15 protein-coding genes are annotated in these 25,658 nt (G+C 38.9%); 2 read left to right on the top strand and 13 right to left on the bottom strand.

All coding sequences use genetic code 11. The features are described 5' to 3' along the window. Positions 1 to 2: 2 nt before the first annotated feature. From BXY82_RS02225 to BXY82_RS02255, 7 genes are all read right to left on the bottom strand, one after another. Complete coding sequence (locus BXY82_RS02225; protein WP_133756548.1) at positions 3 to 1,124, bottom strand: putative glycoside hydrolase; 1,122 nt, start codon at positions 1,122 to 1,124, stop codon at positions 3 to 5. A gap of 17 nt (positions 1,125 to 1,141) precedes the next feature. Continuing rightward, positions 1,142 to 2,299: a glycoside hydrolase family 18 protein gene (locus BXY82_RS02230; RefSeq protein ID WP_133756549.1), complete on the bottom strand. Its 1,158-nt coding sequence runs from the start codon at positions 2,297 to 2,299 to the stop codon at positions 1,142 to 1,144. Between the two features lie 67 nt (positions 2,300 to 2,366). Further along, positions 2,367 to 3,980: an alpha-L-fucosidase gene (locus BXY82_RS02235; protein WP_133756550.1), complete on the bottom strand. Its 1,614-nt coding sequence runs from the start codon at positions 3,978 to 3,980 to the stop codon at positions 2,367 to 2,369. Positions 3,981 to 3,992: 12 nt separating this feature from the next. Then, a complete protein-coding gene (locus BXY82_RS02240) occupies positions 3,993 to 5,063 on the bottom strand; it encodes a carbohydrate-binding family 9-like protein (RefSeq protein ID WP_133756551.1) in 1,071 nt (356 codons plus the stop codon). Between the two features lie 10 nt (positions 5,064 to 5,073). After that, complete coding sequence (locus BXY82_RS02245; protein WP_133756552.1) at positions 5,074 to 6,039, bottom strand: glycoside hydrolase family 130 protein; 966 nt, start codon at positions 6,037 to 6,039, stop codon at positions 5,074 to 5,076. 5 nt (positions 6,040 to 6,044) lie between these two features. Beyond that, complete coding sequence (locus BXY82_RS02250; RefSeq protein WP_133756553.1) at positions 6,045 to 7,922, bottom strand: sodium:solute symporter family protein; 1,878 nt, start codon at positions 7,920 to 7,922, stop codon at positions 6,045 to 6,047. Next, the gene (locus BXY82_RS02255) at positions 7,922 to 10,180 is read right to left on the bottom strand and encodes a GH92 family glycosyl hydrolase (RefSeq protein ID WP_133756554.1); all 2,259 of its coding nucleotides are present in this window, start codon (positions 10,178 to 10,180) and stop codon (positions 7,922 to 7,924) included. The genes BXY82_RS02250 and BXY82_RS02255 overlap by 1 nt, the downstream gene beginning before the upstream one ends. A gap of 279 nt (positions 10,181 to 10,459) precedes the next feature. Here BXY82_RS02255 and BXY82_RS02260 point away from each other — a divergent pair, with 279 nt between their 5' ends. Both BXY82_RS02260 and BXY82_RS02265 read left to right on the top strand, forming a co-directional pair. Beyond that, entirely contained in the window at positions 10,460 to 11,521 is a 1,062-nt protein-coding gene (locus BXY82_RS02260; RefSeq protein ID WP_133756555.1) for a sensor histidine kinase, read from the top strand. Positions 11,522 to 11,565: 44 nt separating this feature from the next. Continuing rightward, positions 11,566 to 12,276 (top strand): LytR/AlgR family response regulator transcription factor, encoded by a 711-nt coding sequence (locus BXY82_RS02265; protein WP_133756556.1) that lies wholly within the window; start codon positions 11,566 to 11,568, stop codon positions 12,274 to 12,276. A gap of 154 nt (positions 12,277 to 12,430) precedes the next feature. Here the strand turns inward: BXY82_RS02265 and BXY82_RS02270 are convergent, their stop codons facing one another. The 6 genes from BXY82_RS02270 to BXY82_RS02295 form a co-directional block, all read right to left on the bottom strand. After that, a complete protein-coding gene (locus tag BXY82_RS02270) occupies positions 12,431 to 14,344 on the bottom strand; it encodes a SusD/RagB family nutrient-binding outer membrane lipoprotein (protein ID WP_133756557.1) in 1,914 nt (637 codons plus the stop codon). 18 nt (positions 14,345 to 14,362) lie between these two features. Then, positions 14,363 to 17,485 (bottom strand): SusC/RagA family TonB-linked outer membrane protein, encoded by a 3,123-nt coding sequence (locus BXY82_RS02275; RefSeq protein WP_133756558.1) that lies wholly within the window; start codon positions 17,483 to 17,485, stop codon positions 14,363 to 14,365. A gap of 458 nt (positions 17,486 to 17,943) precedes the next feature. Continuing rightward, positions 17,944 to 20,784, bottom strand: a complete 2,841-nt coding sequence (locus BXY82_RS02280; protein ID WP_133756559.1) for a GEVED domain-containing protein — start codon at positions 20,782 to 20,784, stop codon at positions 17,944 to 17,946. Between the two features lie 176 nt (positions 20,785 to 20,960). Next, positions 20,961 to 22,097 (bottom strand): sialate O-acetylesterase, encoded by a 1,137-nt coding sequence (locus tag BXY82_RS02285; RefSeq protein ID WP_166643242.1) that lies wholly within the window; start codon positions 22,095 to 22,097, stop codon positions 20,961 to 20,963. Positions 22,098 to 22,144: 47 nt separating this feature from the next. Then, the gene (locus BXY82_RS02290; RefSeq protein WP_133756561.1) at positions 22,145 to 24,457 is read right to left on the bottom strand and encodes a family 20 glycosylhydrolase; all 2,313 of its coding nucleotides are present in this window, start codon (positions 24,455 to 24,457) and stop codon (positions 22,145 to 22,147) included. After that, the gene (locus tag BXY82_RS02295; RefSeq protein WP_133756562.1) at positions 24,457 to 25,653 is read right to left on the bottom strand and encodes a glycoside hydrolase family 27 protein; all 1,197 of its coding nucleotides are present in this window, start codon (positions 25,651 to 25,653) and stop codon (positions 24,457 to 24,459) included. Before BXY82_RS02295 ends, BXY82_RS02290 begins: the two co-directional genes overlap by 1 nt. Positions 25,654 to 25,658 lie beyond the last annotated feature (5 nt).

Consider the following 25,658-nt stretch of genomic DNA (forward strand, 5'->3'; position numbering starts at 1 on the left):
AGTTAGTTAAAGCTTCCTTTTATTTCTTTAATAGTCTGTATATACGCGTCTGTTAACTGTGGGCCGTCAAAAAACGTCACCCCTTTAGCGCCGTTGTCCTTTGCATAATGTATGGCTTCTTTGAGTTCTTCTGCAGATGTAAACGGGGGTACAAAAACGCCAGTATGTAATCCGACATTTTTAGATTCTAAATCGGTGACACCTTGTTTGGTGGCATAACCAATCCAATCGATTTCTTCGTTGTAAAAGCCGTGGTATATCATCGGATAGACGGCATCAATATTCCATTTATCCCAACGTTGGCGCACCATGTGGTCAGCCATTTCTGGATAAGGGAACACGGCAGCGGTTAATTTTTTGTTGTTTTTATGAACAATATCGTAAGCGTCATTGACCAAGTTTCTAATGGCATTCAACCGGAAATTCTTCCATTCCATGTCAATAGCAGTGTTAGTGCTTTCCAGTGGATTTTTATGGTGGATTTTTTCGAAGGCACTGATACACGCTTCACAATAACAGAAGTCGTATTCCGCCATTTCGGTGTCTTGGGTAAGATTATATTTTGGCAGTAATCCTATCGGCAAAAAGATATCAGGAAAACGGATATAATCGAGATGTACACTTTCAATGCCTTCCACTTTAGCCATACGTTCTACCAAACTTAGAATATGGTTCCGGGAAGCTTCTCTGGTAGGGCATAACCATTGGTAATAGTTCACATAAGGCCGCGTATCATAGCACGATTTGCCGTCTCTACTCACCATATACCACTCCGGATGTTTTAGGGCAATTGTGTCTCCCGGTCGGTTGACCGCCCACATCCAGGCATGAACTTTAAGACCTTCTTTTGATGCTATAGCCACCAAACGCTCCAATTCTTTAACATCTGTGGCGGTGTTGATTAACAACTCGTCTATACCTCCAGCTTTATAGCGTTTGAATTCGGCAGCATAATCGGCATTGGATTTTTTTTTGTTTGAAGTGATCCAGGTGCCAAAATTAAAATCCCCCGTGTCTGCGGACTTCACAGTTGCTGTAGTCTCTTCTTTGCGTTCTTTCTTGTTACAGCCCGCTAACGTTATAACAATCAAACACAAAAACAAATATGTGGTTATTCTCCGCATGCAAATAATTATTTATACTAATGTAAGCTTTCAAAAAGCGTATTCAACAATTCTTGATTCTTATCTAAACTATACTCCCAAAACATGGCGCCACCCAAGCCTTTTTCTTTGATATAGTCCGCTTTTAATTTGATTTCTTTTGGGGTTTCCCACGAGATCATCACCTTATCGGTAGCACTCCAGAGGTAAGACGCTTTTGCCGATTCGTCATACAATTTTTCGTAGTTACCCGATTTTATTTTTTCAAGGATTTGCCAGTAGGAAATGATATAGCCACCTTCATTGGCCGACGCATATAATGAAACCTCTGTAGGCGCTACTTTCTCCCATTGTCTGCCATAAAATGGAATCCCCAAAACGAGTTTGTTTACAGGAACGCCCGCTACAATATGTCTCTCAATGGCTTCAACGCCACTATTCCCGCCATATTTTTCCTTATCTGATGGATACAAGTTGGCGTGGTGTCCGGTTTGGTACATCCAACCTTGATAAAAATCGTAGCCCATCACATTGATAAAATCAAGATATTCATGCGCTTCTCCTAAATTGGTATTGTCAATATACGCCTGATCAGCGCCAGTGGCAATAGTCAATAAATAATGGGTATTGTCTTTTTTACCTTGCACATCGAGTGCTTCACGAATAGTTTTTAAAAGCAAAGTGAAATTATCTTTATCGGCCGGACGGAAGACATTGTCCTCTGCCCGTTGTCCCGGATATTCCCAATCTAAATCGACCCCATCAAATTGATGTTTTTTAAGCAGTGCCACACAGCTTTCTGCAAATATTTTGCGCGACTCCTCATAGGCTGCCATAGTTGAAAATTGATCCGACCATACCCAACCGCCTACTGAATACAATACTTTTAAGTTTGGATTTTGTTGTTTGAGACCGATAAGCGTCGCTATTTTGGCAGCATCCGTGTCAAGTTCAAAGGCCGCTTTGCCTTCTACAATATTGGCAAAGGCAAAGTTGATATGGGTCAATTTTGAGGCATCAATTTTTGAAAAATCATAATCTTCATATCCTGCTGCATAACCGATGATTTTCATGTCTACAGGTTCTGCATCCTTATTGGAGATCTCTTGAGCTTCAACTGGTAGTGCCGATTTTTCCGGTGCATTATTGCAGGCAAAAAACAGGGGAAGTAGGAATATAAATTTGATAAATCTCATCTCTTATTTGTTTTAAAAAAATACCAAAGGCTTTAGTTGTACCTTTTCTTTTGACATCATGCGTCAATTATAGAACTCCTTTAATTCTAAATACCGTTGTTAAATTATTAGGACGATTTGCTGGCACTGTAAGTACTAGCTTAGTATTGTCTTGTTTATACTCGATTTTTTGGTCACTCCCAATCATTTCAATGGTAGTTATTTTGCCTGGCTTTTGTTTTGATTTCAATCCTAAAGTTGGTAATTCAATTTGCCCTTCTGCTGGATTCAATACAAACATATACAGTACATCTCCATTTGTGGTATAGCGTACCTCATCTTTTCCATAAGCAGGACTGGCAAGCGTTCTTTCATTAAAATGCTCCTCGCTCTTTTGCTTTTTTAAGGCTTCAAGATCCGCTTCTCCAATAGCACTATTTTCTAATACCTTAAGATAGGAATCTAAATTATCACCATATACTTTCCAAGGTTTGCTGGCATAAACCGCTTCACTATTAAGGTGTATCCAAGCACCCACTTCATCCAAAATTAATTTTTGGGTCGTAGGGATGGTACCATCACGTAACAGTTCAACATTCAGCACCAGGTTACCATTTTTACTATTGTAATCGGCCAAGGTTTCTATAACGGTTCTTGCGCTATGGCGATAGTCTAGTCCGCCTTCATCTTCTTTATAAAACCAAGTCCGGAGGGTTGTGATCCCTTGCCACGGATAAGCTAATATTTCAGAAGCTCCACCACGTTCAATATCTTTAACGGTTGTAGGTTCACTACTAAATTTACCAGCTAAAACCGCATCAATTTTGCCATTGCTCTGGCGTTTTTTGTTGAAATACGTGGTGCTCACCGCCTTTCCATAATCGCCGTAAGGGAAATTATAGCCATCAAACCACAAGTAATCCAAATCATATTTTGTAACGAGCTCAGTGTGACGCAGCTTCCAATTTTTCTTAACGCCTTCAATATATTCAGGCGTCCGTTTTGCTGGTGGCAAACCGTATAAATCGGCAGGATCCAAACCTTCCCACCATTTGCCTTTTCCATCTTCAATAGTCATATGTCCATCATAAGGCACACCTTTATAAGGTCCTGAAGTGTCCGCTCCAAATGCAGGTTCCCACCAACCAAGAAATCGGTCATCATGAGAACTCACCCCAAACCTCATGTTATATTTTTTTGACGATTGCTCAAACTCCCTTATAATATCACGTTTTGGACCCAAATTAACGGAATTCCAAGGGTGGTAGGTGGAATTAAAATTATCAAAGTGATCATGATGATTGGCTAAGGCTACAAAATACTTGGCGCCAACACTTTTGAAATATGAAACAAGCGCATCAGTGTTTAGCTTATCTGCTTTCCACTCATTAAGCACGTCTTTATACCCAATTTCAGATGGATGACCATAGGTTTTATTGTGAAAGGCATAAGCGTTTCTCCCCCATTTTTCATGTTTTACGTCTTCCATATACATGTGTCTCGCATACCAGCCTCCGCCTTGCATAGGCTCGGTTTGCGCACCCCAATGCACCCAAATTCCGAATCGGGCTTCTGTATACCAGGCAGGGAATTCATAAGTGGCACTGAGTTCTTCCCATGACAAGTCGTTGTCTTGTGCAAACGTTGGGACGCTTAAAAACGCGACTAAAACTAGAGATAAGATATACTTATAATATTGCATTGTAATTTTAAATTATTGAGTTGTTGATTTTCCGTCCTCCTTAATAACTAGCAAGGCATTTGTAAACGGACTTTCCACCGAGATGTTCCATCCGAAACTATGGTTTTCAAGTTTAGGGTTGATAGTCTTGCCTTCGATTATTATTGGAGCTGTCATCAAATTATCCAACGTTGTTGACCAGGCTGCATGAGCGTCAAAATGTTTCTTTTGCGCGCGATACAACTCATACAAGGCCCATTTGATTTTTTCGTCATTTGGAATTTCAAACGTATCTTTTGCTCCAGCTTCTTTTGAAGAAAAATAAACATAGCCCCAATGTTCAGGTTCGTGCATGTTAATGACACCTTGTGGCGACCATACCCAATTGTATTCTGGGAGGTAATTGCCTTCCGCATCTTTCTTGCGTCCGTAAGTGCCATCGTTAAGTTGGTAATCCCAATTGACTCTAGAAAAATTCACGCGCCAAAAGTCGTCTTTAGGTACATTTTCTTCAAAATAGGCTTTCTTGAAAACACGCCACGGAATGGCAATTTCGAGCATCCATCCTTTATCAGTATCCTTCGGATTATTTAAAGTGCCGTCAATGGTAATGGCAGATTTCATTCCAGTAGCCGTCCAATCATTTAACACCACATTATTTTCGCGATAGGGTTTTGACACAAATAAATCCCACACGGTGTTGATAGCGTTAATCTCAATTTCATAATAATTATGGGTATCGCCAGTTGGGTCGATAAACACTTCAAAATCGTTATTATGAAAAATAATTGCGTCGTGCTCTGTAATATCCGCCCACACATGTGGCTCTTCCATTTTGGCTAAAATGTAGAAATAGGTACTATCCCATAACATTTTTGCCTGGGTATTGTAGGTCGGTTTTTTGACCCCTTCAATATCAATAAATAGATCGGTCCATTCCACTTTACTCCAAGAGGCATCAGTATCTTTTCCATCAACCGTTATAGAATCAGCCGTGTGATAGGCAATATAGCTTTTAGGACTTTTGCCGTTCGTTGTTTGTGCAAAAGCAGTCAAAGACAGACACCAAAAGCAAATCAACGCATATTGAAATTTCAAATCCATAGAAGTTGTTTTATAAACTATTATCTTTTGTGTATTGCACCACTTCGCTCAATTTTCCAAATGCCAAAGCAACAACAGTATCTGCGGCACCGTAATATACGGCCAATTTATCTTCTTTGGTATCGTGCAAAGCCGCACAGGGGAACACCACATTAGGCACATCTCCAGTAGTTTCATAGAGTTCAGCAGGGCCTAATAAATACGGCTGCGTTCTGTATTTTACTTGATCCGGTTGGTGTTCGTCTAAAATCGCGGCACCCATCGCATAACGGAATCCGTTACAGGTATTAATTACCCCGTGGTAGAGCATTAACCAACCTTCGTCTGTTAAAATGGGAATTGGACCTGCGCCAATTTTAGTACATTGCCACGCACTATCCACAAAGGGTGTGGCTTTCATCACACAACGGTGCTCACCCCAATATTTCATATCCGGACTGTAGCTGATGTAGATATCACCAAACGGTGTGTGACCATTATCACTTGGACGACTCAACATAGCGTATTTGCCGTTTATTTTCTGTGGGAATAACACCCCATTTCTGTTAAATGGTAAAAAGGCATTTTCACATTGGAAAAACTCCTTAAAATCGTAAGTATAGGCAATGCCGATAGTTGGCCCGTGGTAGCCGTTGCACCAGGTAATCCAATAGCGGTCTTCAATAAACACAACGCGTGGGTCATATTTATAGTCGGATTCTATCATTTCGGTATTTCCCGTTTGCATCACAATCGGCTCGTGATTGATCTCCCAATCGATACCGTTCTTGCTAAAACCAGCAAAAATATTCATTTGCACAGCTTTGTTATCACATCTAAAAACGCCGGCAAATCCATTTTCAAAAGGGACCACAGCACTATTAAAAATACTGTTGGAAGTTGGAATATCATATCGGTTTATGATTGGGTTTTCAGAATAACGCCACATTACGTCGTTACAGTTATCAGGCTTATCTTGCCATGGAATTGATTTCATCTGCTTTAATCTTTATATTTTTTTACTTTATCTAACCAAGTGAATTTTAAAATGATCGTGGTAATTCCAAATACCAATAAGGCCATCCACGTTTTTGGGAAGTCTCTTATCAAGAAATAAATTGGCAATAAAATCATACTCGATTGCCAAACAACGCCCACCACACAATTGAACATATCACTTACAAAATCTTTATTTTGAGTCGCTGCACTATCATCCTTTTGCAAGACTTTATATACCGGTTTCCACCAACCCCACGGTCTGACGTTTGCATAAAACGCTTTTAAAGTTGCCATTGGTGTTGCCGGCGTTAATAATGTTCCTAAAAACGACCCTAACAAGGATACTACAAATATAAAAGGAAACATATAAATGGCCGGGATTTGAGACACTTCGTATAACCACGTGCCTGTTTCAAAATTACCTTTATTTTGGTCCAATAAAAACTGTAGTGTTGCCACGAACAATCCGGAGGTCATCCCCCAGAAATAACCCCAGCCGTTGAAACGCCACCATACCCATTTTAAGAAATTTGCCGCCACATAGCCACCATAGAGCGCACTGGTAATCCACAGTGTGATCGAGTTGATGGATCCGGCAAAGAAGCCCATCGTCACCCCTAAAATCACAATGGCGAAAGAGGCGATATGACTCGCTTTGATATAATGTTTGTGCGAAGCTTCTGGTTTGAAGTATTTCTTATAAATATCATTGACAATATAGGCTGGTCCTGAATTGACAAAGGCGGAAAATGTAGACATGAATGCGGCCAAAAGCCCTGCCAACAACAATCCTTTAATCCCAACCGGAACGTGTTCATTGATCACTTTTGGTAGAATCACTTCCAAATCGGCACCAGTTAAACTTCCCGTAGCCGCCATATCGGGCGCTAAATAGACTAACCCAAGCACCACAATACCACCAATAAGTAAATAGCGCGGAATAAAAAGCACCAAGTTGGTAAATCCACTCATATAGGCAGCTTCTTTAACTGAACGAGTTGATAGGATGCGCTGCATATCATAACTGGGCGTTGGTCCTGCGATACTCGCAAAAAAGCCTTTAAAAAGCGACATGCCAATAAAAGCGCCAAACATCTTATAGCCCTGGGTATCGATTAAATCGTTGAAAGCAGCATATTTATCTGACCATGAGCCTTCCAATTGACTGGAAAACATAATGCTTGACCATTCTGTAGAAATCACTTCATTTATTTGAATGTCCGTAACAGTGATAAATGCGTAGCCTGCAATTAAAATTCCGGCAATGACCATGATGCCATACTGCAACACTTCTGTAGCAACCACCGAAAACATTCCCCCTTTAATGGTATAAATAGTGGTGAGAAATATAATAATCAAGGCATAATTCTGATCGGACGTCAATAACACATTGTCGTTCATCATCAGGGTCAAATCCCAAGGTAAAATGATGCTCATAAATTTACCAACGCCTTCAAAAAAATAGGCGATAAATCCGATGGACGCCACAATCGCGAAAATAGCTACAATTAAATGGGATGCCCTCCCGGCTTTCCCATCGCCAAAGCGGGTTAAAATCCATTCGGACCCCGTCATAATATTAGAGCGTCTAATCCATGCGGCCAAGAAAATCATGATAAAAATCTGGTTCCAAATGGGCCACATCCACATAAACATAAAGCTTTTAGCGCCATAGAGAAATAAAATTCCTACCATCCATGCGGTTCCGGAAACATCAAACATTCCCGAACCGTTACTCAAGCCTAAATAATACCATTTGATACTTTTTCCTCCAAGAAAGTAGGAATCCAAACCTTTAGAAGCGCGTTTGGAAATCCAAATCCCTACCGCCAAAGTGACGACAATGTAGAGGATAATTATAGATACGTCAATAATTCCCATTAGTCGTTTTGGGTTTTAGAAGTGCCCCATTGTTTGTTAGGCTCCGCGCCCATTACAAAACGTAAGGTGCCTCCTTTTAAAATATCAGCATGTGAAATGGCTGTTTTATGGAACGGTTTGCCATTAAAAGTGGCAGATTGGATGTAAAAATTCTTATCGGAAACGTTTTCTGCTTCAATCACAAAGATCTTTTTATTTGGCAAGTTGATGCTTGCTTTTTCAAAAATTGGGGTTCCTATTTCATAGTCTCCAGATGCCGGATTCATAGGATATAACCCAACGGAACTCAACACATACCAAGCACTCATCTGTCCGCAGTCTTCATTCCCACTTAAACCGTCTGGCGTGGTGTTATATTGGGTATCCATTATGTGACGTGCCCAATATTGCGTGCGCCATGGTTGGTCCGCATGGTTAAACATATAAGCAATATGATGGCTCGGTTCGTTACCATGGGCATATTGACCGATAAGTCCTGTGATATCCGCAGAAATATTATCTCCAGTAATTTCAGAACTCTCTGTAAACAATTGCTCTAAACGGTTGGTGAATGTTTCGTTGCCCCCGTGAAGTTCAATAAGATTATTGACGGCATGAGGCACAAACCAACTGTGCTGCCACGCGTTACCTTCAGTATAATCTGTTTGTTCTCTGTGGTTGGAATGTTTCGGATCAAAAGGTTCGTTCCAAGAATTTCCAGCAACAGATTTCCCGCGCATAAAACCGGATTCATTATCAAATAAATGTTGGTAGGCTTTAGAACGCTCGGAGAAATATTTATAATCTTCATCTTTTCCTAAAGCTTTCGCCATTTCAGCCACACACCAATCATCATAAGCATATTCCAAGGTGATGGTTACAGACTCGTCCAACAAACTATACGGAATATAGCCGTATTTTTTATAGTGATTAAGGCCACGTTCATCTTGCATCATCGTGTTCTTCATCGCTTCATAAGCGCGTTCCACATCAAAACCACGAATGCCTTTTTTATAGGCTTCCACAATAACCGGAATAGAATGGTAACCCGTCATGGTATTGGTTTCGTTGCCGTATAATGTCCAAACTGGCAATATGTTTCTAACCTCATAATACGCCAACATAGAATTAACCATATCTGACACTCTATCTGGTGCAATCATAGTTAGTAAAGGATGCTCAGCTCTAAAAGTATCCCAAAGTGAGAGGGTCGAATAGGCGGTATAATTGTTAGCATTTACAATGCTGTCATTCTCCATTCTGAACTGGCCATTTTTATCACTAAAGGTTACGGGCGCCAATTGGGTGTGGTATAAAGCCGTGTAAAAAATAGTTTTTAAGGAATCGGTTGGTGTCTCAACTTCAAATGACGAAAGTGCTGTATTCCATAGTTTTTCAGCAGCAGATTTCGTTTTATCAAAATCAAATCCGGACGTTCCCAAATTGTCTTTGGCATTTTCTATACTCACCGATGACAAGGCCACTTTTGCCAATAATTCAGGGCTTTTTTCATTCGGATCGAAAACAACTTGAATGGACGATTGCACGCCTTCATGATCGCCATCTTCAAAAACCTGACCATCCACATACAGTTTATAATCGGCAATAGGCTTAGAAAATTTAGCTACAAAAAACACTTTTTGATTCTGTGCCCACCCTGTACTATGGCGGTAGCCGCTAATGGTGTATCGGTCTTCAACTTTTAGAGAGGTTGCAACGGCCTTGTCCCAATTGATAGCAAAACCTAAGTCGATCACAACTGATTGTTCATCACCTTCTTTAAAGGTGTATTTATGATAGGCGGTTCTTTTTGAAGTCGTCAATTCGACATTCACATCATGATCTTCCAAGTACACTTGGTAATAACCTGGTGATGCTTTTTCGTTATCATGGCTGTATTTTGATTTGTATGGAATGCTGTCTCGAGAGATAGGATTTGCGGTCAAATCGACCGTTTTGTTGATGGGCATAAAAATAATATCAGCCAAATCTCCAATTCCGGTGCCGCTCAAGCTTAAATGGCTAAACCCAACGGCTATATCATCAGAATAGTGGTAACCAGAACACCAATCCCAATCGCTGATCCCGTTTACAGGGCTCACTTGCAACATTCCAAAAGGTACGGTAGCACCAGGATAGGTATGGCCATGACCGCCAGTACCAATAAATGGATCGACGTAACTGATAGTTTCTGGCTTTTCTTCGAGAGCGTTTTTTTCCTTTTCATCGCAGTTTAATAGAACTAGGGCGGATAAAAAAATTAGATAGCTTTTTTTCATAAGTTTCGTTTCATCAATTTGAAATCGGTTTCATTTTACTAAATATTAAGAATAGAGATAAGGGTTATCTACTCTTTGGACTACTGTTATGACGGTCGCTATAATACAAATATAATGCGCAACAAACATAAGCCTATCGGAAGCAATTTACCTCTTGACTAGAAAGAAAAAAAACAAACCGAATTCACTCCATAAATTTTCATAAATTTAACCACAATTGAAATTAAATTAGACGGACGACACGTTAACTCTCCTGAACATCACAAAAGATTTTCATTAATGAACATAAAATCCAACAGACTCTATAGAATCTCCTTTTGGCACCATATTATTTTTTGGTCTGTTTATTTCTTATTTAACACTTTTAGATGGGGAAGTTACTTTGATGATTACGTGTATTCATTAAAAACAAACCTTCTCGGGTTTCCCATACATATTACCTTATGTTATTTCAACATCTACTTTTTGATGCCCATGTTTTTGTTCAAAAAGAAGTACATTTCATTTGTGATCTTAATTTTATCTGCCATTTTTTTAATGGTGCTGGCCAAGTTTAATCTCACCTATTTTTTGATCAGTAACGAGGTTTGGCCAGAAGGACCCAATCCTATTAATACATTGACGCTCAATTACGTGATAGACATGATGATTGGCGAATTATATGTGGTTACATTTGTCACTGCCATTAAAGTTACCCTTGATTTTCTTAAAGAACACAAGCGGGTTGCCGATTTGGAAAAGGCACAACTCGAAACCGAATTACTGTTTTTAAAATCGCAAATTTCACCGCATTTTTTCTTTAATACGTTGAATAACATCCATTCTCTTGCCTTAGAAAAATCTAATAAAACACCCAAAATTATATTAAGACTTTCTGAATTGATGCGTTACCTGCTTTACGAGACAAAGCATGAACGGCAATCTTTACAAAATGAAATTCTTTGTATTCAAAATTACTTAGATCTAGAAAAAATCAGGCACGATGAGCTCCTAAAAGTAAACATGTGCATTTCAGGAGATATTCAAGATAAAACAATAGCGCCCATTTTGCTACTTACCTTTGTAGAAAATGCGTTTAAACATGGTGTAAGTAAAAATATAGGTTTAGTTACGGTGGATATAAATATTAATGTGGAAGGTGATTTTCTTTATTTTACTATTATCAATCCACTGCCCTCAGAGCAAATGTTACCTAACAAGTTCAATCAATCTAGCGGAATAGGCTTAGAGAATGTTAAAAAAAGATTAAGTTTAGGGTATGAAAAAAAGGATTATGAGCTTAATATTAAAAGCGATGAGGAAACCTTTACCATTCATCTTAAAATTAAGGTGACCGCGTAGAACTCATGTTGCCCTCATTACAAGGGGGTATTTAAAAAAGTGTTATGAAGATACAATGTTTGGTTATTGATGATGAACCGTTAGCAATTAATGTCATTAAAAATTATTTACAAAAGATTGAAGACATAGAACTGGTGAATACGTTCAACAATGCTATTGATGGTTTAAATTTTTTAAAGCATCATAAGGTTGATGTGATCTTTTTGGATATTGGTATGCCAATTTTAGACGGCCTCAGTTTTATAAAAAGTTTAAAAGAACCGCCACTGATTATTGTAACCACAGCATATACTGAATACGCGGTGGAAACCTACGCCCTCGATGTACTTGATTATCTGGTAAAACCCATAGAGTTTCCTCGATTTATGAATGCATTAAATAAGGTTTACAGAAGATTAAATATCAATCAATCTCCTACCGATATTGGTCATACGAGACCTTACCTTTTTCTTAAAATTGACAAGAAAAAGATGAAAAAAGTATTTTTGGACGAAATTTTAGTGATTGAAAGCCAAAAAGACTATCTAAAAATCACCACTACCAATGGTCGGTTTATGATTCATAGCACCCTGTCAGACTTTACTGATTTACTACCAGCTTCTGACTTTATAAGAATACACAGATCGTTTACCATTTCCATCAGTAAAATTGACGCCGTAGAAGGCAACAGTATTGAAATTGATGGCATGAGATACAGTATAGGGCGCTCCTATATTGACGAAGTGAAAGCTAAAATTCTAAACTCCTCAATTTAAATACATTTTATATTAAACAACCGCATACGATTTATCGGGCATACCCACTTAAAATTGATCATTTATTAAAAATTAGCAAAAAAAAAAGGGAGAACCATAATGGCGCTCCCTCTTTTGACTAACATTAAAAATGAAAATGAAAAATCTTACAGTGTTACTGTTTTTTTGCCCACCATAATGGGGTAAATACTGAATCTTCACCACCTAATTTTTCAACAGCCTGACTATAACCAGCTGGAATATTACTTCCAAAGTTAGATGGGTATTTTAAACGTTGCCCATAAAAATCAACACGATTGGTCATATAATTGGATGGTGTTAATTGTGGCATGTTTGTTAAAGGCGTTTCAATAGCAGGATTCTCAAAGAATGGTAACCCTAATCTTCTATGGTCACTCCATGTTTCCAAAGGTAACCAAGGCGTTTGAGCAATAAACTTTTGAGTGATGATCTTAGTTAAAAGATCATTTTTTACCGTACCATTCTTGTAGATAGTATTCTCAGGGTATTTTAATGTATGCGTTCCTGTAGCACCAGTGTATCCATCTTTGTACGTCATTGTGACTGTTGCTGGCGGTTCAGCTGTATGACCCCAACTTACTGAAGTTCCTACCCTATTATAATCTTCAGAAGAAATATATGCACCTAATTGATCAGATACACCATTGTATGCAAAACTATCAGCAATTCCTTGCTCGTAAGCTTCTTTTCCACTCATTGGCACACTCCATCCTCTTATTGAAGCCTCTGCAATTAAGAAGTAGGACTCCCATGATGCAAAGAAAATTCTTTCGTTAGAACTATTTCTGTACTTATTAGCTAAACGTGGTAAGGTGCCTGTATAACCGTATACTTTATTTTTAGCTCCTTTTGTGCCCCAGCTACCAGCAGTATAGGCGTTCCATGTAAACGCAGCGTCAATTTCCTTGACCACATTATCAGCATCATCAAGAAGTGTTCTTTTGGTTGTTCTAGCTCCATTTGTCCAAGATGGGTATGAGTTAAATTCTGGATTGGCAAAATCGCCTGGTATCACAAATAAATCATAAGCTCTAGGGTCAATTTTGTTGTGCAGTCCATCAAAAAAGAAACCTGCAGAAGGGTCATTGGTTTTTGTTGTAAAATGATTATCAAACTTTAACCCCATATAATTGGCCGGTTTAATATATTGGTGCTTGTCAGCAGACAATTGATCAGCAGACGGAATTCCTCCCAAGCCAATCATTAAGTTATTAAGGGTTGCTGAAACTTCATGATCCCACCATTCTCTTGTCATAACTCCGGTATAATCATTCCACCCACCAACTTCTTTTACTTTAAAGTTATCAGCAGCCTCCATAATAAAGCCATCTGCTACGGCACTTTCAAATTCTGATTGTGCTTTTGCAGCATCAACTTCAGATAAACGCATTGCTAAACGCATTCTTAAAGAGTTACCGTACTTTTTCCATTTTGCATAATCATATCCATAAGCTGGATCTAATTTTTTCAATGCATTATTTGGGTTTGAAACCTCAAGATCTAAAGCATTAGTTGCTTCTTTCAATTCTTGAAGCATGTAATAGTACACTTCTTTAACATCACTGTATTGAGGATTTTCGCCTTGGAATCCATTAATTGGAATTGGACCAAAGTTATCCGTCATTTCACTCATTACATAAGCGCGCCAAATTCTTGCAACCTCTTTAAGATTTGGAGTATGCTCTCTATAAGACCCTGATTCAATTTGTGCTTCAGCTACCTTAATTCCGGCATTGATATTTCTCAACCAAGATGATACATATCCGTTAAAATAATCACTTGTCCAGCCATCACTTTGAAAGCCTTGAGACAATGTTCCTACCCTAGTCATTCTACCAGCATCATCCCAATATAAGACGAATACACGTTCTGAAATGTGAGGGTTCTGCTGTGCACCTCCAATAGAACTATTAATAAAATATTCTATTTGCACTTGGTCTTCATTTGCCGCGACCGGGTTAACGTTTATTTCTTCAAACTCAGAACATGATAAGAATGCCATCAGCACTCCACCCATCAAGCTTGCTTTTTTTAATATTTTCTTCATAATTAATTCTTTTAAAATTTAGAAACTTAACGATACGTTTAAGAACACACTACTTGTTGTAGGTGATGATAGATATTCAAAACCTGTTGCATTTGTTGATGTTGCAAAAACAGATTCTGGATCAATGCCGTTCAAGTTATTTTTTATCATCCATACATTATTAGCCGAAAGACCAACTTTTGCACTTTGAAGTCCAGAATTTCCTAACCACTTTGTTGGAACTGTGTAGTTTAAGTTAACGTTTCTTAATCTAACGTTAGTTGCATCATAAATATTTGCCTCATTGATACCTAAATTTCCTGATCTTCCTGTAATAGCTTCCCAGTAACGTTGTGGTGAAACAGCGGTAGTATTAGCTGTGAAGCCACCATTGCCATCACTTACAACACCATCAACAACAATGTCATTTCGTTCTCCATTGACAACAGTAACAGCTGCATTACCTGAACGCTGTAAGGCGTGGTTTGATCCGGAGAAAATGTCGCCACCTATACGTGCATCAATTAAAAGTCCTAGAGATAAGTTTTTATAAGTAAAAGTGTTTGAAAAACCAAGCATAGCATCTGGCTGTTGGTCTCCAATTTTGAATTTCTCACTGCTTGCAGTAGGCAAACCGTCTCCATCAACAATTATTTTACCAAAGTTTGGGCTTGATTCATCTTGTACTCTAGAATATCTTGTTCCCCAAATCTCACCATATCCACCGCCTTCTATAGCTAAAACAGATAGGTTATCGAAGCCTCCTAAGCCGTATTGTGTAACGTCTTCAGATAAACTTTCAATAGTGTTTTCGTTTTTAGAATAATTGATACTTGATTCCCAATTGAAACCTTCTGGGTTGTGAAAGATTTTGCCACGAAGTGCCAATTCAAAACCTCTGTTTTGCACATCTCCAGCATTTACTTTCTTAGCGTTGTACCCGCTTAATGGATCTAGAGGTAATGAAATCAATTGGTTGGTGGCATTAGATTGGTACCAAGCAAAGTCTAAAGCCAAACGATTATTTAAGAAACGACCTTCAAAACCAACTTCCTTAGATTTGATTAACTCACTTCTTAAATCAGGATTATATAGCGTGCTATTTGTACCTGCAGTTGTATTTCCATTTGGATCCGTACCAATGGAATAGAAATTATACAATTCATAAGGACCTAAATCATTACCAACTGTTGCATATGATGCTCTAATTTTACCAAAGGTTAACCAGCTTGGCAATTCTGACCCACCTTTTGTGATCATTTCTGTAAATACGAATGAGGTACTCACTGATGGATAAAAGAAAGATCTGTTGTCTTTACTTAATGTTGAAGACCAGTCATTACGACCTGTAAAATCTACAAACAAATACCCGTCATAGTTAATTTGGAACGTTCCGTAAAGAGAATTGGTTCTTCTTTCAGAGGAACTCTGACTTACACCCGGACTGTTAACGCCATTATTTAATGAAAATAAATTAGGCACCACAAGTTCTCCTGAACTACCACTAATGTTATTTGCCCGTCTTGCCATTAAGTTACCACCCAAGGTAAATGCGCCACCAAACTTCCCAACAACGTCATCTTGACTAGCCAACACTAAAAAACTGTAGTTTGTTTCAATAAATGAATCTTTACCAAATCCATATCTTCCTGTATTATTTCCTGGGCTTCCAGAATATAATTTAGATTCTGATGTCGTAGTATACAAATCAGCCCCTGCTTTAATTTCAGAACTTAACCAATCATTAAATTCATACTTTAAAGATCCATTCAAAAGGAAACGATCTCTCGCATCATTACTTAATCTGTTTTTTACGGACCAGTATGGATTTTCAGCGTTTTCATCTAAATACCATCTCATGTTTCCGAATTCGTCAGAACTGTTTTCAAACTGTGTAATATCCAATGATACAGGCAAACGTGCTATAGTACCAAAAGCATTATTGACGTTGCTTCCATTTAGAGGTCTGTTACCAGCTTTTGCGTTTATATATTGAACTTTAACATCTGTAGTCCATTTTTTGTCCTCACCAAATTTTGAGACTGCTCTTGTCATTAAATTTAAACGCTCTAATGTAGATCCTGGAATATTACTGTCATCATTTAAGTAATTTGCTGATGAGTATAATGAAGTCCCTTCAGATACCTGTTGTTGGAAAGAGATACTATAGGTTTGATTAAAACCGCCTTTGTAATAGTTTCCTAAATTATCATAAGCCCGTAAAGTAGTTTGATCTCCTTTCCAATCTGTTACAGTCTGTCCTTCAATTTTAGGCCCCCAACTAGTAGTAGATTGATTTCCATAAACACCCTCACTACCTTGTCCGAATGATTTTTGCGTATCAGGCTCAATAAATAAACTTTCAAATCCAGTAGTTGCAGAGAATGTAATCCCTAAACCTTTTCTTGATTTACCTGTTTTAGTAGTTATTAAGATGACCCCGTTACCTGCACGAGACCCGTACAATGCCGCAGCAGAAGCACCTTTTAAAACCGTCATGGTTTCAATGTCATCTGGGTTTAAATCTCCCAATCCGTTACCCATATCCTGAGACGGGTTAAAGAAATCAGTATTGTCTGCACCCGTAAAGTTATCCATCGGAATCCCATCTACCACTATTAAGGGTTGGTTATCTCCTGTTAGAGAGCTGTTACCTCTTAAAACAATTTTAGATGAACTTGCAGGACCATTACTTCCTTTAATAACCTGAACTCCCGCAACCTTACCTGATAAAGCATTGACTACGTTAGTTTCTCTTGCTTCAGTCAAGGCATCACCCTTAACTTCTTGAACCGCATACCCTAAAGATTTACGCTCGCGCTTAATGCCAAGGGCAGTTACAACCACCTCATCCAATTGACTTACATCTTCTACAAGACTAACGTTGATGGTGCTTTGACCATTAACAGCAATTTCTTGCGTAGTAAACCCAATGTATGAAAATTGTAAAATGCTTGCAGCATCGGATACTTCAATACTGTAATTACCATCAAAATCTGTTGTTACCCCCTTAGATGTGCCTTTTATTACCACACTAACCCCCGGAAGTCCCAAGTTGCTCGTAGCATCAACAACAACACCTTTTACTGTTGTTTGTGCTTGCATACCATAAGTGCAAAGAACCCCTAACACAAACAGTAAATTAAGTACCTTTCTTGTCATAATTTTATTTTAAGTTTAATTTAACACTTTAAATGACTGCAAAATATTCGTCATTAATAAATTTTTTCGACTAATGACATTTTTGCAAGGGAGTTGGGAACTCTTAACAGGTTTTATGGCTGAGATTATTACCGAAAATAAAATTATTAAGCTGAAATTTTATGATTATGGCAGCAATTAACCGAATTACCTAAAAATCTCGCATTCGCAAAAGACTTAAAGGTTATATTGAGCCCCTCCTTCTACTCCTAAAATACTTAATCTGATTCAGCAGAAGCGGGATAATAATTCGTCAAAACTTACTACCAAATTTTTATCAATTAGTGTAGAATAAACGTCGTCTTACAGCACGGAATGTTTTCTGAATTCATAAAAAAAAAATCACCCTTAAATTATAAGGATGATTTTCTATTGATGTTTATATTAAAATTGATATGCGTTCTATGAATTTTTTGGCATTAGTTTTTGATAATTTTAAAATTATGTATACCTGAATCATTTTTAATATTTATGAAATAAAGCCCATTATTCAAGAATGATACGTCCAATGTTTTACGCTCCAAACTTACCTCTTCCTTATACACAAGTTTACCAACCATATTATAGATTTTAACTTCTGATGGCATTGTTATGCCCAAATGCAACCTGTTTTTTACAGGATTAGGATATAGCATGGCGCGCTTATTTGAAGTTTTGAGATCATTAACACTTAATGCCTTAAATGAATCGGTATTATCAGTTAAGTCTTCTAGACTAAATCTTTTAAATTTAATTTTAGTATAATTATCTGATTCATACAATAACCCTATTTTACCATCCTGCAAAATGGTTGTTGAGGAATATGCAGAAAATCCAGGCTGGTATAATTTGGTATGGGCCCAAGTTTGCCCTTCATCATAACTAATTCTTAAGGCCCCATTTTTCCTACCAGATGTACTCGCCGGGTTACTAAAAAGAATTCTGTCTTTTTCATAGCCGTCTAGAGTAGAGGTATACCTTATAATATTACCTTGACAAATAGGATCTATCAATGCTGCATCAAAACTATAAGGCTCCCAAGTAGTTCCTAGATCTGAGGTATAGGTTACCAAACGTCTTCCTGTACCGTAGTGGTTTCGTGAATTGATCATAATTCTACCATCATTTAATTCGACAATAGTGTTTTCATCAAACCTATTAAAACTATTGGTAGCTGACCTGTTCCATGTTGCGCCATGGTCTGTACTATATATAAGTGCACCATAAATTTCATTACCCGCTCTCACAACGCCAATTGGAATAACTAAGGTTCCGTTTCTAAGTTGTATTCCCGTACCTGCAGATGCCCAATACGATTTATCTCCTGATTTATATAATGCTGCTGTTAAATCAACCGGCGCTGACCAGGTTAGGCCGTCATCATCACTGTACACATACTGAGATCTAAGGGTATTTGGACTGTCTGGGTCGCCATTTGAACCAAATATTCCTTGATATTCTGAATAGGCATAAAATATAAAGATGCGGCCAGTCTCTTTATCAACAACGGTACAAGCGTCGCCACCATGCACGGTATTAATCGTGATTGCGCTACCCCAAGTGGTCCCGTTGTCAGTACTTCGTCTCAATTGTAGATCAATATCTCCAGGTACATCTGAAGCATTTTCGTAACGCGCATCAGTTATAGCCAACAAGGTTCCACTGGTGGTAGTAACAAGTGAAGGAATTCTATACGTATGTGGTGTTCCATTGGTTGAATAAGCCACCTGATCTCCTACAAATAAATCATGCTCCACTTCAGCGGTCAATGATTCGAATGGTGGTATTGCAGCTTGCACAACAATAGCATAATCTTCAACTTCACCATCTGTAAAAGCTTCACAAGGTGATAATGAAGGAATAGTTGAATCTGACGAGCGCATCGCAACACGCATGGTTGTGCTACCCAACACACTGAAAGCACCAATTGATTTACCAGAAAATTGAAGATCAGCGGTAGTATTTGCTCCTGTCCAATTAAAAATTTCTTCACCAGCATCTATAAAATCGCCATCTTGATTTTTATCAATCCATATATGGACACGTTTATTTGCGGCACCACCAGGATTCCCTATTCCAAAGTTAAACCTATAAGATTGCTCCGCCGTTAAAGGCACATTACTATCGGTTATGTTTTCATAACCAACGTTTCCTGAAGTGTGATTTAGCATATCGCCGTCAGTAACTTCAGTAATTTTCATGTAATTAATAAAACTTGTCGTTGAAGCAGTCATTGAAGTTGCATCACAGGTACTCGTGTCAGGCACTTGAAGGGTTATTTTATAATCTTCCACCTCACCGCCCGAAAAGTCATCACAGGGTGAAATAGGATCTATGGCCGCATCTGAAGCAACCATGGCTACACGCATTCTAGTTGGCCCAGCAACTACAACGGGACCAATATTTTTATTTGAAAATTTAAGATCTGATGACACATTTGCACCTGTCCAACTAAACATAAGTTCACCCGCATCCATAAAATCGCCATCACCATTCATGTCAATCCACACGTGAACCCTTTTATTTGAGGTTAGCGCCGCATCAGCTACCCCCAAGTTAAATGTATAGGCGGTATTTGACATTAATGAGAGCCCAGAATCTGTAATATACTCATACCCTGTATTTATAGAGGATCGATTCAACAAATCTCCTGTAGCTTCTGAGGTAGTTGAAACTTTTAGGTTATTAATATAGCTTGTTGTAGAAGCTGGTACAGTTGGCTGACAATACGTGGGTGGTGGTGTTAAGTATAGACTGATTTTGTAATCTTCTACTTCTCCTCCTGAAAATCCATCACAAGGTGATATGGCATCTATAGCGGCATCTGATGCCACCATCGCAACGCGCATTCTTGTTTCGCCTTCAACGATGACAGGCCCGATATTTTTGTTGGAAAATTTAAGGTCTGCAGACTGATTAGCAGCTGACCAACTAAAGGTCAACTCTCCATCATCTTCAAAATCGCCATCCCCATTCATGTCAATCCACACGTGAATGCGCTTATAGGCCGCTAAAGTTGGGTCTCCCACGCCAAAATTAAATGTATACGCCGTATTAGAGATCAATACAATATCAGTATCTGTAATATTTTCGTAGCCAACGTTAGATGATGGACGATTCAATAAATCACCCGTAGCATCTGATGTTGTTGAGAGCTTTAAGTTGTTTAAAAAACTTGTTGCAGAGGCCGATACGGCCGGAGTGCAGTACTGGGCATAAGACATGCTTACTGCTAGTAATGCGCCTATTACGCAAATTGCTTTTGAGTAAATTTTAATCATACTTATAATATTTGGTTTCTCAAAAATATAAAAAATATTGCATTATGTTATACATAATGCAATATTTTATTACAGTTTCCTCAGCAATCTCAAATAATCTGTCACAACTACAGTAAATATTTAATGCGCTAATAATTAGACTATAATACACACTTAAGTTCCGGAAGACATCAACTTTAGTCAATTGTTTTAATAAAACCTACCGCTCCCACACCTGTGTCTGCGTCTACAAGCCATGGTCCACGGTAAGGCTCTTTAGTATCTGGATAGGTATCTCCTAATACATAAGTAATCACAGCACCTTTTGTAAGGCGTTTTCCCTTAAAGGTTATTCGAAGTATTTTATTGTTTTTTGAATCGACTTTCAACTCAGAAATTGATATGATTTTTTTAGAATTGATTGCAAACAATTGGTCTTTTACGGAATACACAATACCATCCACTTTTAGGTCTGGTTGAACGGCAATAGGCTTATCAAATTCGATACTTAAAGATTTACCCGATTCTCGTATTACACGCACAAGTTGCGGCGCTTGATAGTCTACCGTGCCATTATAAAAATCATATTTTGCCATATTTGAAATCCACTCCGCCAACATCTCATATCCATGCGCGTGGTAATGGCAGGCGTCTGACAAAAAATAGTTACCATCAAACAAAGGATTTTCAGGGAAGCCATGACGCGTAATGATTTTCACTGCTAAATGTTCTGCAGCAAATTGTCGTTGCGCCTCTCTTACTGTTTGATGTCCGCTTGATGCGCTACATCCTGGTGGAGTTTGTACCAGATAAAATTTTTCAAACGTATAATCTGAACTGAGGTTTTTATACAATTGATAAAGCGCGTTTTTATAATCAGACACAGCATCGCCCGCATTACCTTCCCCTTGATTCCAAATAAATGCTTTAATGTGAAGTTTAAGTCCTGATGCTTCTAATCTGTGCTGCAATCGCCCGTAAGCTGCATTTAAACCTGAATCATTTTTTTGATAGGATGCAATGGCACCACCCCCACCTGCACCGTTAATGATGGCGATGGGCACATTTTGAGATGCCACTAAATTCAAACCAATATTCAATCCCAACACTCCCACCATGCCGTTGCCTACAAGTTGTATGCCGCCACGAATATCCGGAGCTTTGCCACTGGCCACATACCAATTGGTATTTTCGGCTTCTGGATACATAGCCGGTCTATTGTACACATGCATGGCGCCAATAGTCCGCACCCAATGGGCATCTTCTGGCAAATTGTTATCGTTATAAACGTTGTCGTAATCTATTGCCCAAGCATTCGATTGTCCGTGTAGCACATAAACATCCCCAGCCGTGACATGGGTTGCTCGTTTAATAAGTGTTTCTAGTCCTTTTTTTTTTGAAATAATTCTACGGTGTAGTTATGCTTAAGGGCTTCTATTTTTAAGGGAATTGAAAAAGCGCCGTTGGCTTTAAAGGCCTCCCGTGTAACCACATTTTTGTCGCGATGCACTTTTACAATGAGACTATCCACAGTGCTATCCGCTATTCCAGAAACAGTTATCGTGGCATTGTTAGTCGCATCTCTTGCATAGAGCTGATTATCTTTAGGGAATTCAGTAACCGAGACCTTTGGCTTTGAATTAAAAATAGCTCTGAACTTTAAGTCCTTTACCTCTTTAACTGCACCATTCTCTAGATGTATTGGCACACAGGTGAACATCCATTTCCATGAATTCTTGTCTTGAGGAATTTTCAACAGCACTTTATTCCAACCTTTTTTTAGGGCTATTTTAGTAGGTGCTCTAAAAAAATAATCTTCGTCGATAAATGGGATCTCGTCTGTTCGGGTACCTAAATTGGGTTGCTTCCAAACAGGCGGTGCTATTGCTAGACCATTCACCCAAATCTTAGGATTAGTGGTATGCCATTGCCCTTGATCAGGAAATGGCCCCACACGTCTTCCGCCGGAACGCGACCAGCCTTGAAACCCTATCCAAAAATCCTGCACCCGATCATCAGGCGCATAAATCTCGGTATAGGCATAAAAAGTTCCTGTCTGTTCCGTTGTTACTGCTGGAAATCCGAAAAAATGTTTAAAATGAGTCGTGCCACCAACAATAGGTTGAGACCATGAATATTCTTTTTTGTCTATGTTGTAGGAGGCAACCAGAGAATCTTCAACAGGGAATCGCAGGTTTACATTGCCATTATGTTTAAACGGCCCAATGACATTCCATTCAAAATTCGTCTGACGTATATATTGAAATTCCTTCCCTTCAAAAAACAGGTCTCGGTGCGTGATGACTTTGTCTTCAAACGCTTTAAATTCTTCCAATTCCTTTGAACCGACTGGTGGCAGCTTCGCCCAATACTCCAACTTATTTTCTGCGCGTCCCTTCCATATCGCATCGGCATAAAACACAATGGACGGATAAATTGGGTTTTGAATCAAAATATCGCGTTCCTTGGCCACATTGTTATCGGGCCATGCTGCTAAAATGCCGCCCAAAGCTAAAGAATCGCTTTGAAGTTGCCGTGTAGGCTGTTGGAAAAACAACCGCGACATTCCCGCAAAAGGATCTAAATGATTAATGTAATTGGCGCGCGAATCGATAAAACGATGCCCTTTACGTGGGGTATGCTGTGCCCATAGCTGATTGATGGAAGTGGAATCTTCTTCAATTTCAATGCCTTCTTTCCAAACAATCAACTCTCTATCATTAGATTTTACACGGTCCATGATGGATTTGACAAACCCTTCTGGAACATATTCTTCCTTGTTTCTAACTTCATCAGTACCAATGTGAATATAGGGCATCTCCTCAGCGCTTGCCAAGCCCATCAACTCATCAAACAAGTCCAGTAAAACCGGAAGCGCCCGCACATCTTTCATGTTTTCAAAACCCATCGCGTTTCTAAAAGCACGCGAATGTCCTGGAATATCAAATTCCGGAATTACGGTGATATGCCGAGCTTTACAAAACGCTAAAATCTCTTTAAAATCATCTTGAGTGTAAAACTTTCCTTTCCCTCGAGAGGTGGCGTCTTCGTTCTGCAATTGCGGATACAACTTACTCTCAAGTCGCCATCCCGGATCGTCGGTTAGATGCCAGTGGAATACATTGTATTTGTATTGAGACAAAACTTCCAGCTGCTCTTTTAATTGGGCAACCGATTGAAAATTTCGGCCGGTGTCGTGCATAAAGCCTCTGACTTTAAATGCAGGCCAATCAGTGATCTGCAATTGTGGAATGATACCTAAATCACCTTGCTGTCTGAACACCTGTTGTAGGGTTTTTAGAGCATAATATGCGCCCTTGGAAGTGGTGGCCCAGATTTTAATTTCGGAATCGATTTGTATTTTATAGGCTTCTTCAGCATTATGAACCGGAATATGTTCCTGTATCATGTGTATTCTCAACCCGTCTGGCGCTTCTGAAATACCATTGTTTTTAAAAAACGATTTCAATTGATTGGACTCACCAATAAAATCAGTGTGTACCATTTGATAGGCCTTAAAGGTCACTACACTTTTTCCGTATTCAATTTTCTGAGGCGTAGGGATGATAGGATACTTCTCCTCTAGAGTTCGATTTTGGCTCGCATTCGCATATACATGGAACATCGCCATCAGGAAGAATGCTACAAGACAACCCACATTCTTTTGAGTCTTAGTAAACATAGATAATTTCATTATTTTTTTTCTTTTGACAATCGGTAGACAATCACATCTCGTGAAGGCACCTCAATAGATAATTTCGAACTTGTATTGCCCATCATTTCATCTGCCCATAAATCTTTAATTTGATAAACGTTTTCTGCTGAGAAATCTTTGATGTTGATTTTTGACCAATCCACTTCATAGGTTTTGCTAGTGATATCCCGATTAAAGAAGCAAATGGCAATATCGCCGTTTGAAAGCGGTTTTTGCCAAATTTCAAAATTTCCAAGATCGACAATTTTAAACCCTTGTTTTCCCAACACATCCTGATTGACTTCTAATAATCCCTTATGGGTTAAAATATGCTGATCCGTAGCATTCATTGTTCGCAAATCGTTGCCTGCCATTAAAGGTGCCGCCAACATACACCACATGCTAAAATGTGCTCTAGCTTCGTTTTCAGGCATCCCATTGTTGCCAACAGCTAACATATCCGGATCATTCCAATGGCCCGGTCCCGCATATTTTTCTAAGCCAACTTGCATGTCAACCAAGTCCGACCATCCTATCAAATTCCCCCAAATATTACCGTCATAGCGACCATTCATATCAATATCTAAGGTCGTACGCCATAAGTGCCCCACTTCCTTACCCCATTCCCATGGTTTGTTTTCACCCCATTCGCACAGGCTAAATACAATAGGTCGGCCCGCTTTATATAGCGCGTCTCTCATTAGCGTATAGGATGCAATGGCATCTTGGCCTTCCGTAAAGCACCAATCGTATTTTAAATAATCAACACCCCATTTGGCATAAGTTTCTGCATCTTGCATTTCAAATCCTTTACTTCCAGGACGCCCAGCACAGGTTTTTGTACCCGCATCAGAATAAATTCCGAATTTCAAGCCCTTAGAATGCACATAATCCGCTAAACTTTTAATCCCTGATGGAAATTTCTCCTTATCTACTATGATATAGCCGTCATCATCCCGACCTATCTGCCAGCAATCGTCAATAACTATATATTCATACCCTGCGGCCTTAAGCCCTCTATCCACCATTGCATCAGCCATTTCCTTAATGACAGTTTCATTTACACCTTCACATTCAAAACTGTTCCAACTATTCCAACCCATTGGTGGCGTTGGTGCTAAATTTTCAAATTTTTGCGCCTTACTTTGCGTAGCGAAACCAAAGACTAAAACAATTAAAAGAAATTTTATTTTCATGGTTA

It is taken from the genome of Gelidibacter sediminis (assembly GCF_004364975.1).
Taxonomy (GTDB): domain Bacteria; phylum Bacteroidota; class Bacteroidia; order Flavobacteriales; family Flavobacteriaceae; genus Gelidibacter; species Gelidibacter sediminis.

What these genes read in the sequence shown, in the direction of transcription:
- BXY82_RS02280 (WP_133756559.1), bottom strand. Translation starts at nt 20,784, where the DNA reads ATGATTAAAATTTACTCAAAAGCAATTTGCGTAATAGGCGCATTACTA.
- BXY82_RS02245 (WP_133756552.1), bottom strand. Translation starts at nt 6,039, where the DNA reads ATGAAATCAATTCCATGGCAAGATAAGCCTGATAACTGTAACGACGTA.
- BXY82_RS02255 (WP_133756554.1), bottom strand. Translation starts at nt 10,180, where the DNA reads ATGAAAAAAAGCTATCTAATTTTTTTATCCGCCCTAGTTCTATTAAAC.
- BXY82_RS02230 (WP_133756549.1), bottom strand. Translation starts at nt 2,299, where the DNA reads ATGAGATTTATCAAATTTATATTCCTACTTCCCCTGTTTTTTGCCTGC.
- BXY82_RS02235 (WP_133756550.1), bottom strand. Translation starts at nt 3,980, where the DNA reads ATGCAATATTATAAGTATATCTTATCTCTAGTTTTAGTCGCGTTTTTA.
- BXY82_RS02270 (WP_133756557.1), bottom strand. Translation starts at nt 14,344, where the DNA reads ATGAAGAAAATATTAAAAAAAGCAAGCTTGATGGGTGGAGTGCTGATG.
- BXY82_RS02225 (WP_133756548.1), bottom strand. Translation starts at nt 1,124, where the DNA reads ATGCGGAGAATAACCACATATTTGTTTTTGTGTTTGATTGTTATAACG.
- BXY82_RS02275 (WP_133756558.1), bottom strand. Translation starts at nt 17,485, where the DNA reads ATGACAAGAAAGGTACTTAATTTACTGTTTGTGTTAGGGGTTCTTTGC.
- BXY82_RS02265 (WP_133756556.1), top strand. Translation starts at nt 11,566, where the DNA reads ATGAAGATACAATGTTTGGTTATTGATGATGAACCGTTAGCAATTAAT.
- BXY82_RS02250 (WP_133756553.1), bottom strand. Translation starts at nt 7,922, where the DNA reads ATGGGAATTATTGACGTATCTATAATTATCCTCTACATTGTCGTCACT.
- BXY82_RS02240 (WP_133756551.1), bottom strand. Translation starts at nt 5,063, where the DNA reads ATGGATTTGAAATTTCAATATGCGTTGATTTGCTTTTGGTGTCTGTCT.
- BXY82_RS02290 (WP_133756561.1), bottom strand. Translation starts at nt 24,457, where the DNA reads ATGAAATTATCTATGTTTACTAAGACTCAAAAGAATGTGGGTTGTCTT.
- BXY82_RS02295 (WP_133756562.1), bottom strand. Translation starts at nt 25,653, where the DNA reads ATGAAAATAAAATTTCTTTTAATTGTTTTAGTCTTTGGTTTCGCTACG.
- BXY82_RS02260 (WP_133756555.1), top strand. Translation starts at nt 10,460, where the DNA reads ATGAACATAAAATCCAACAGACTCTATAGAATCTCCTTTTGGCACCAT.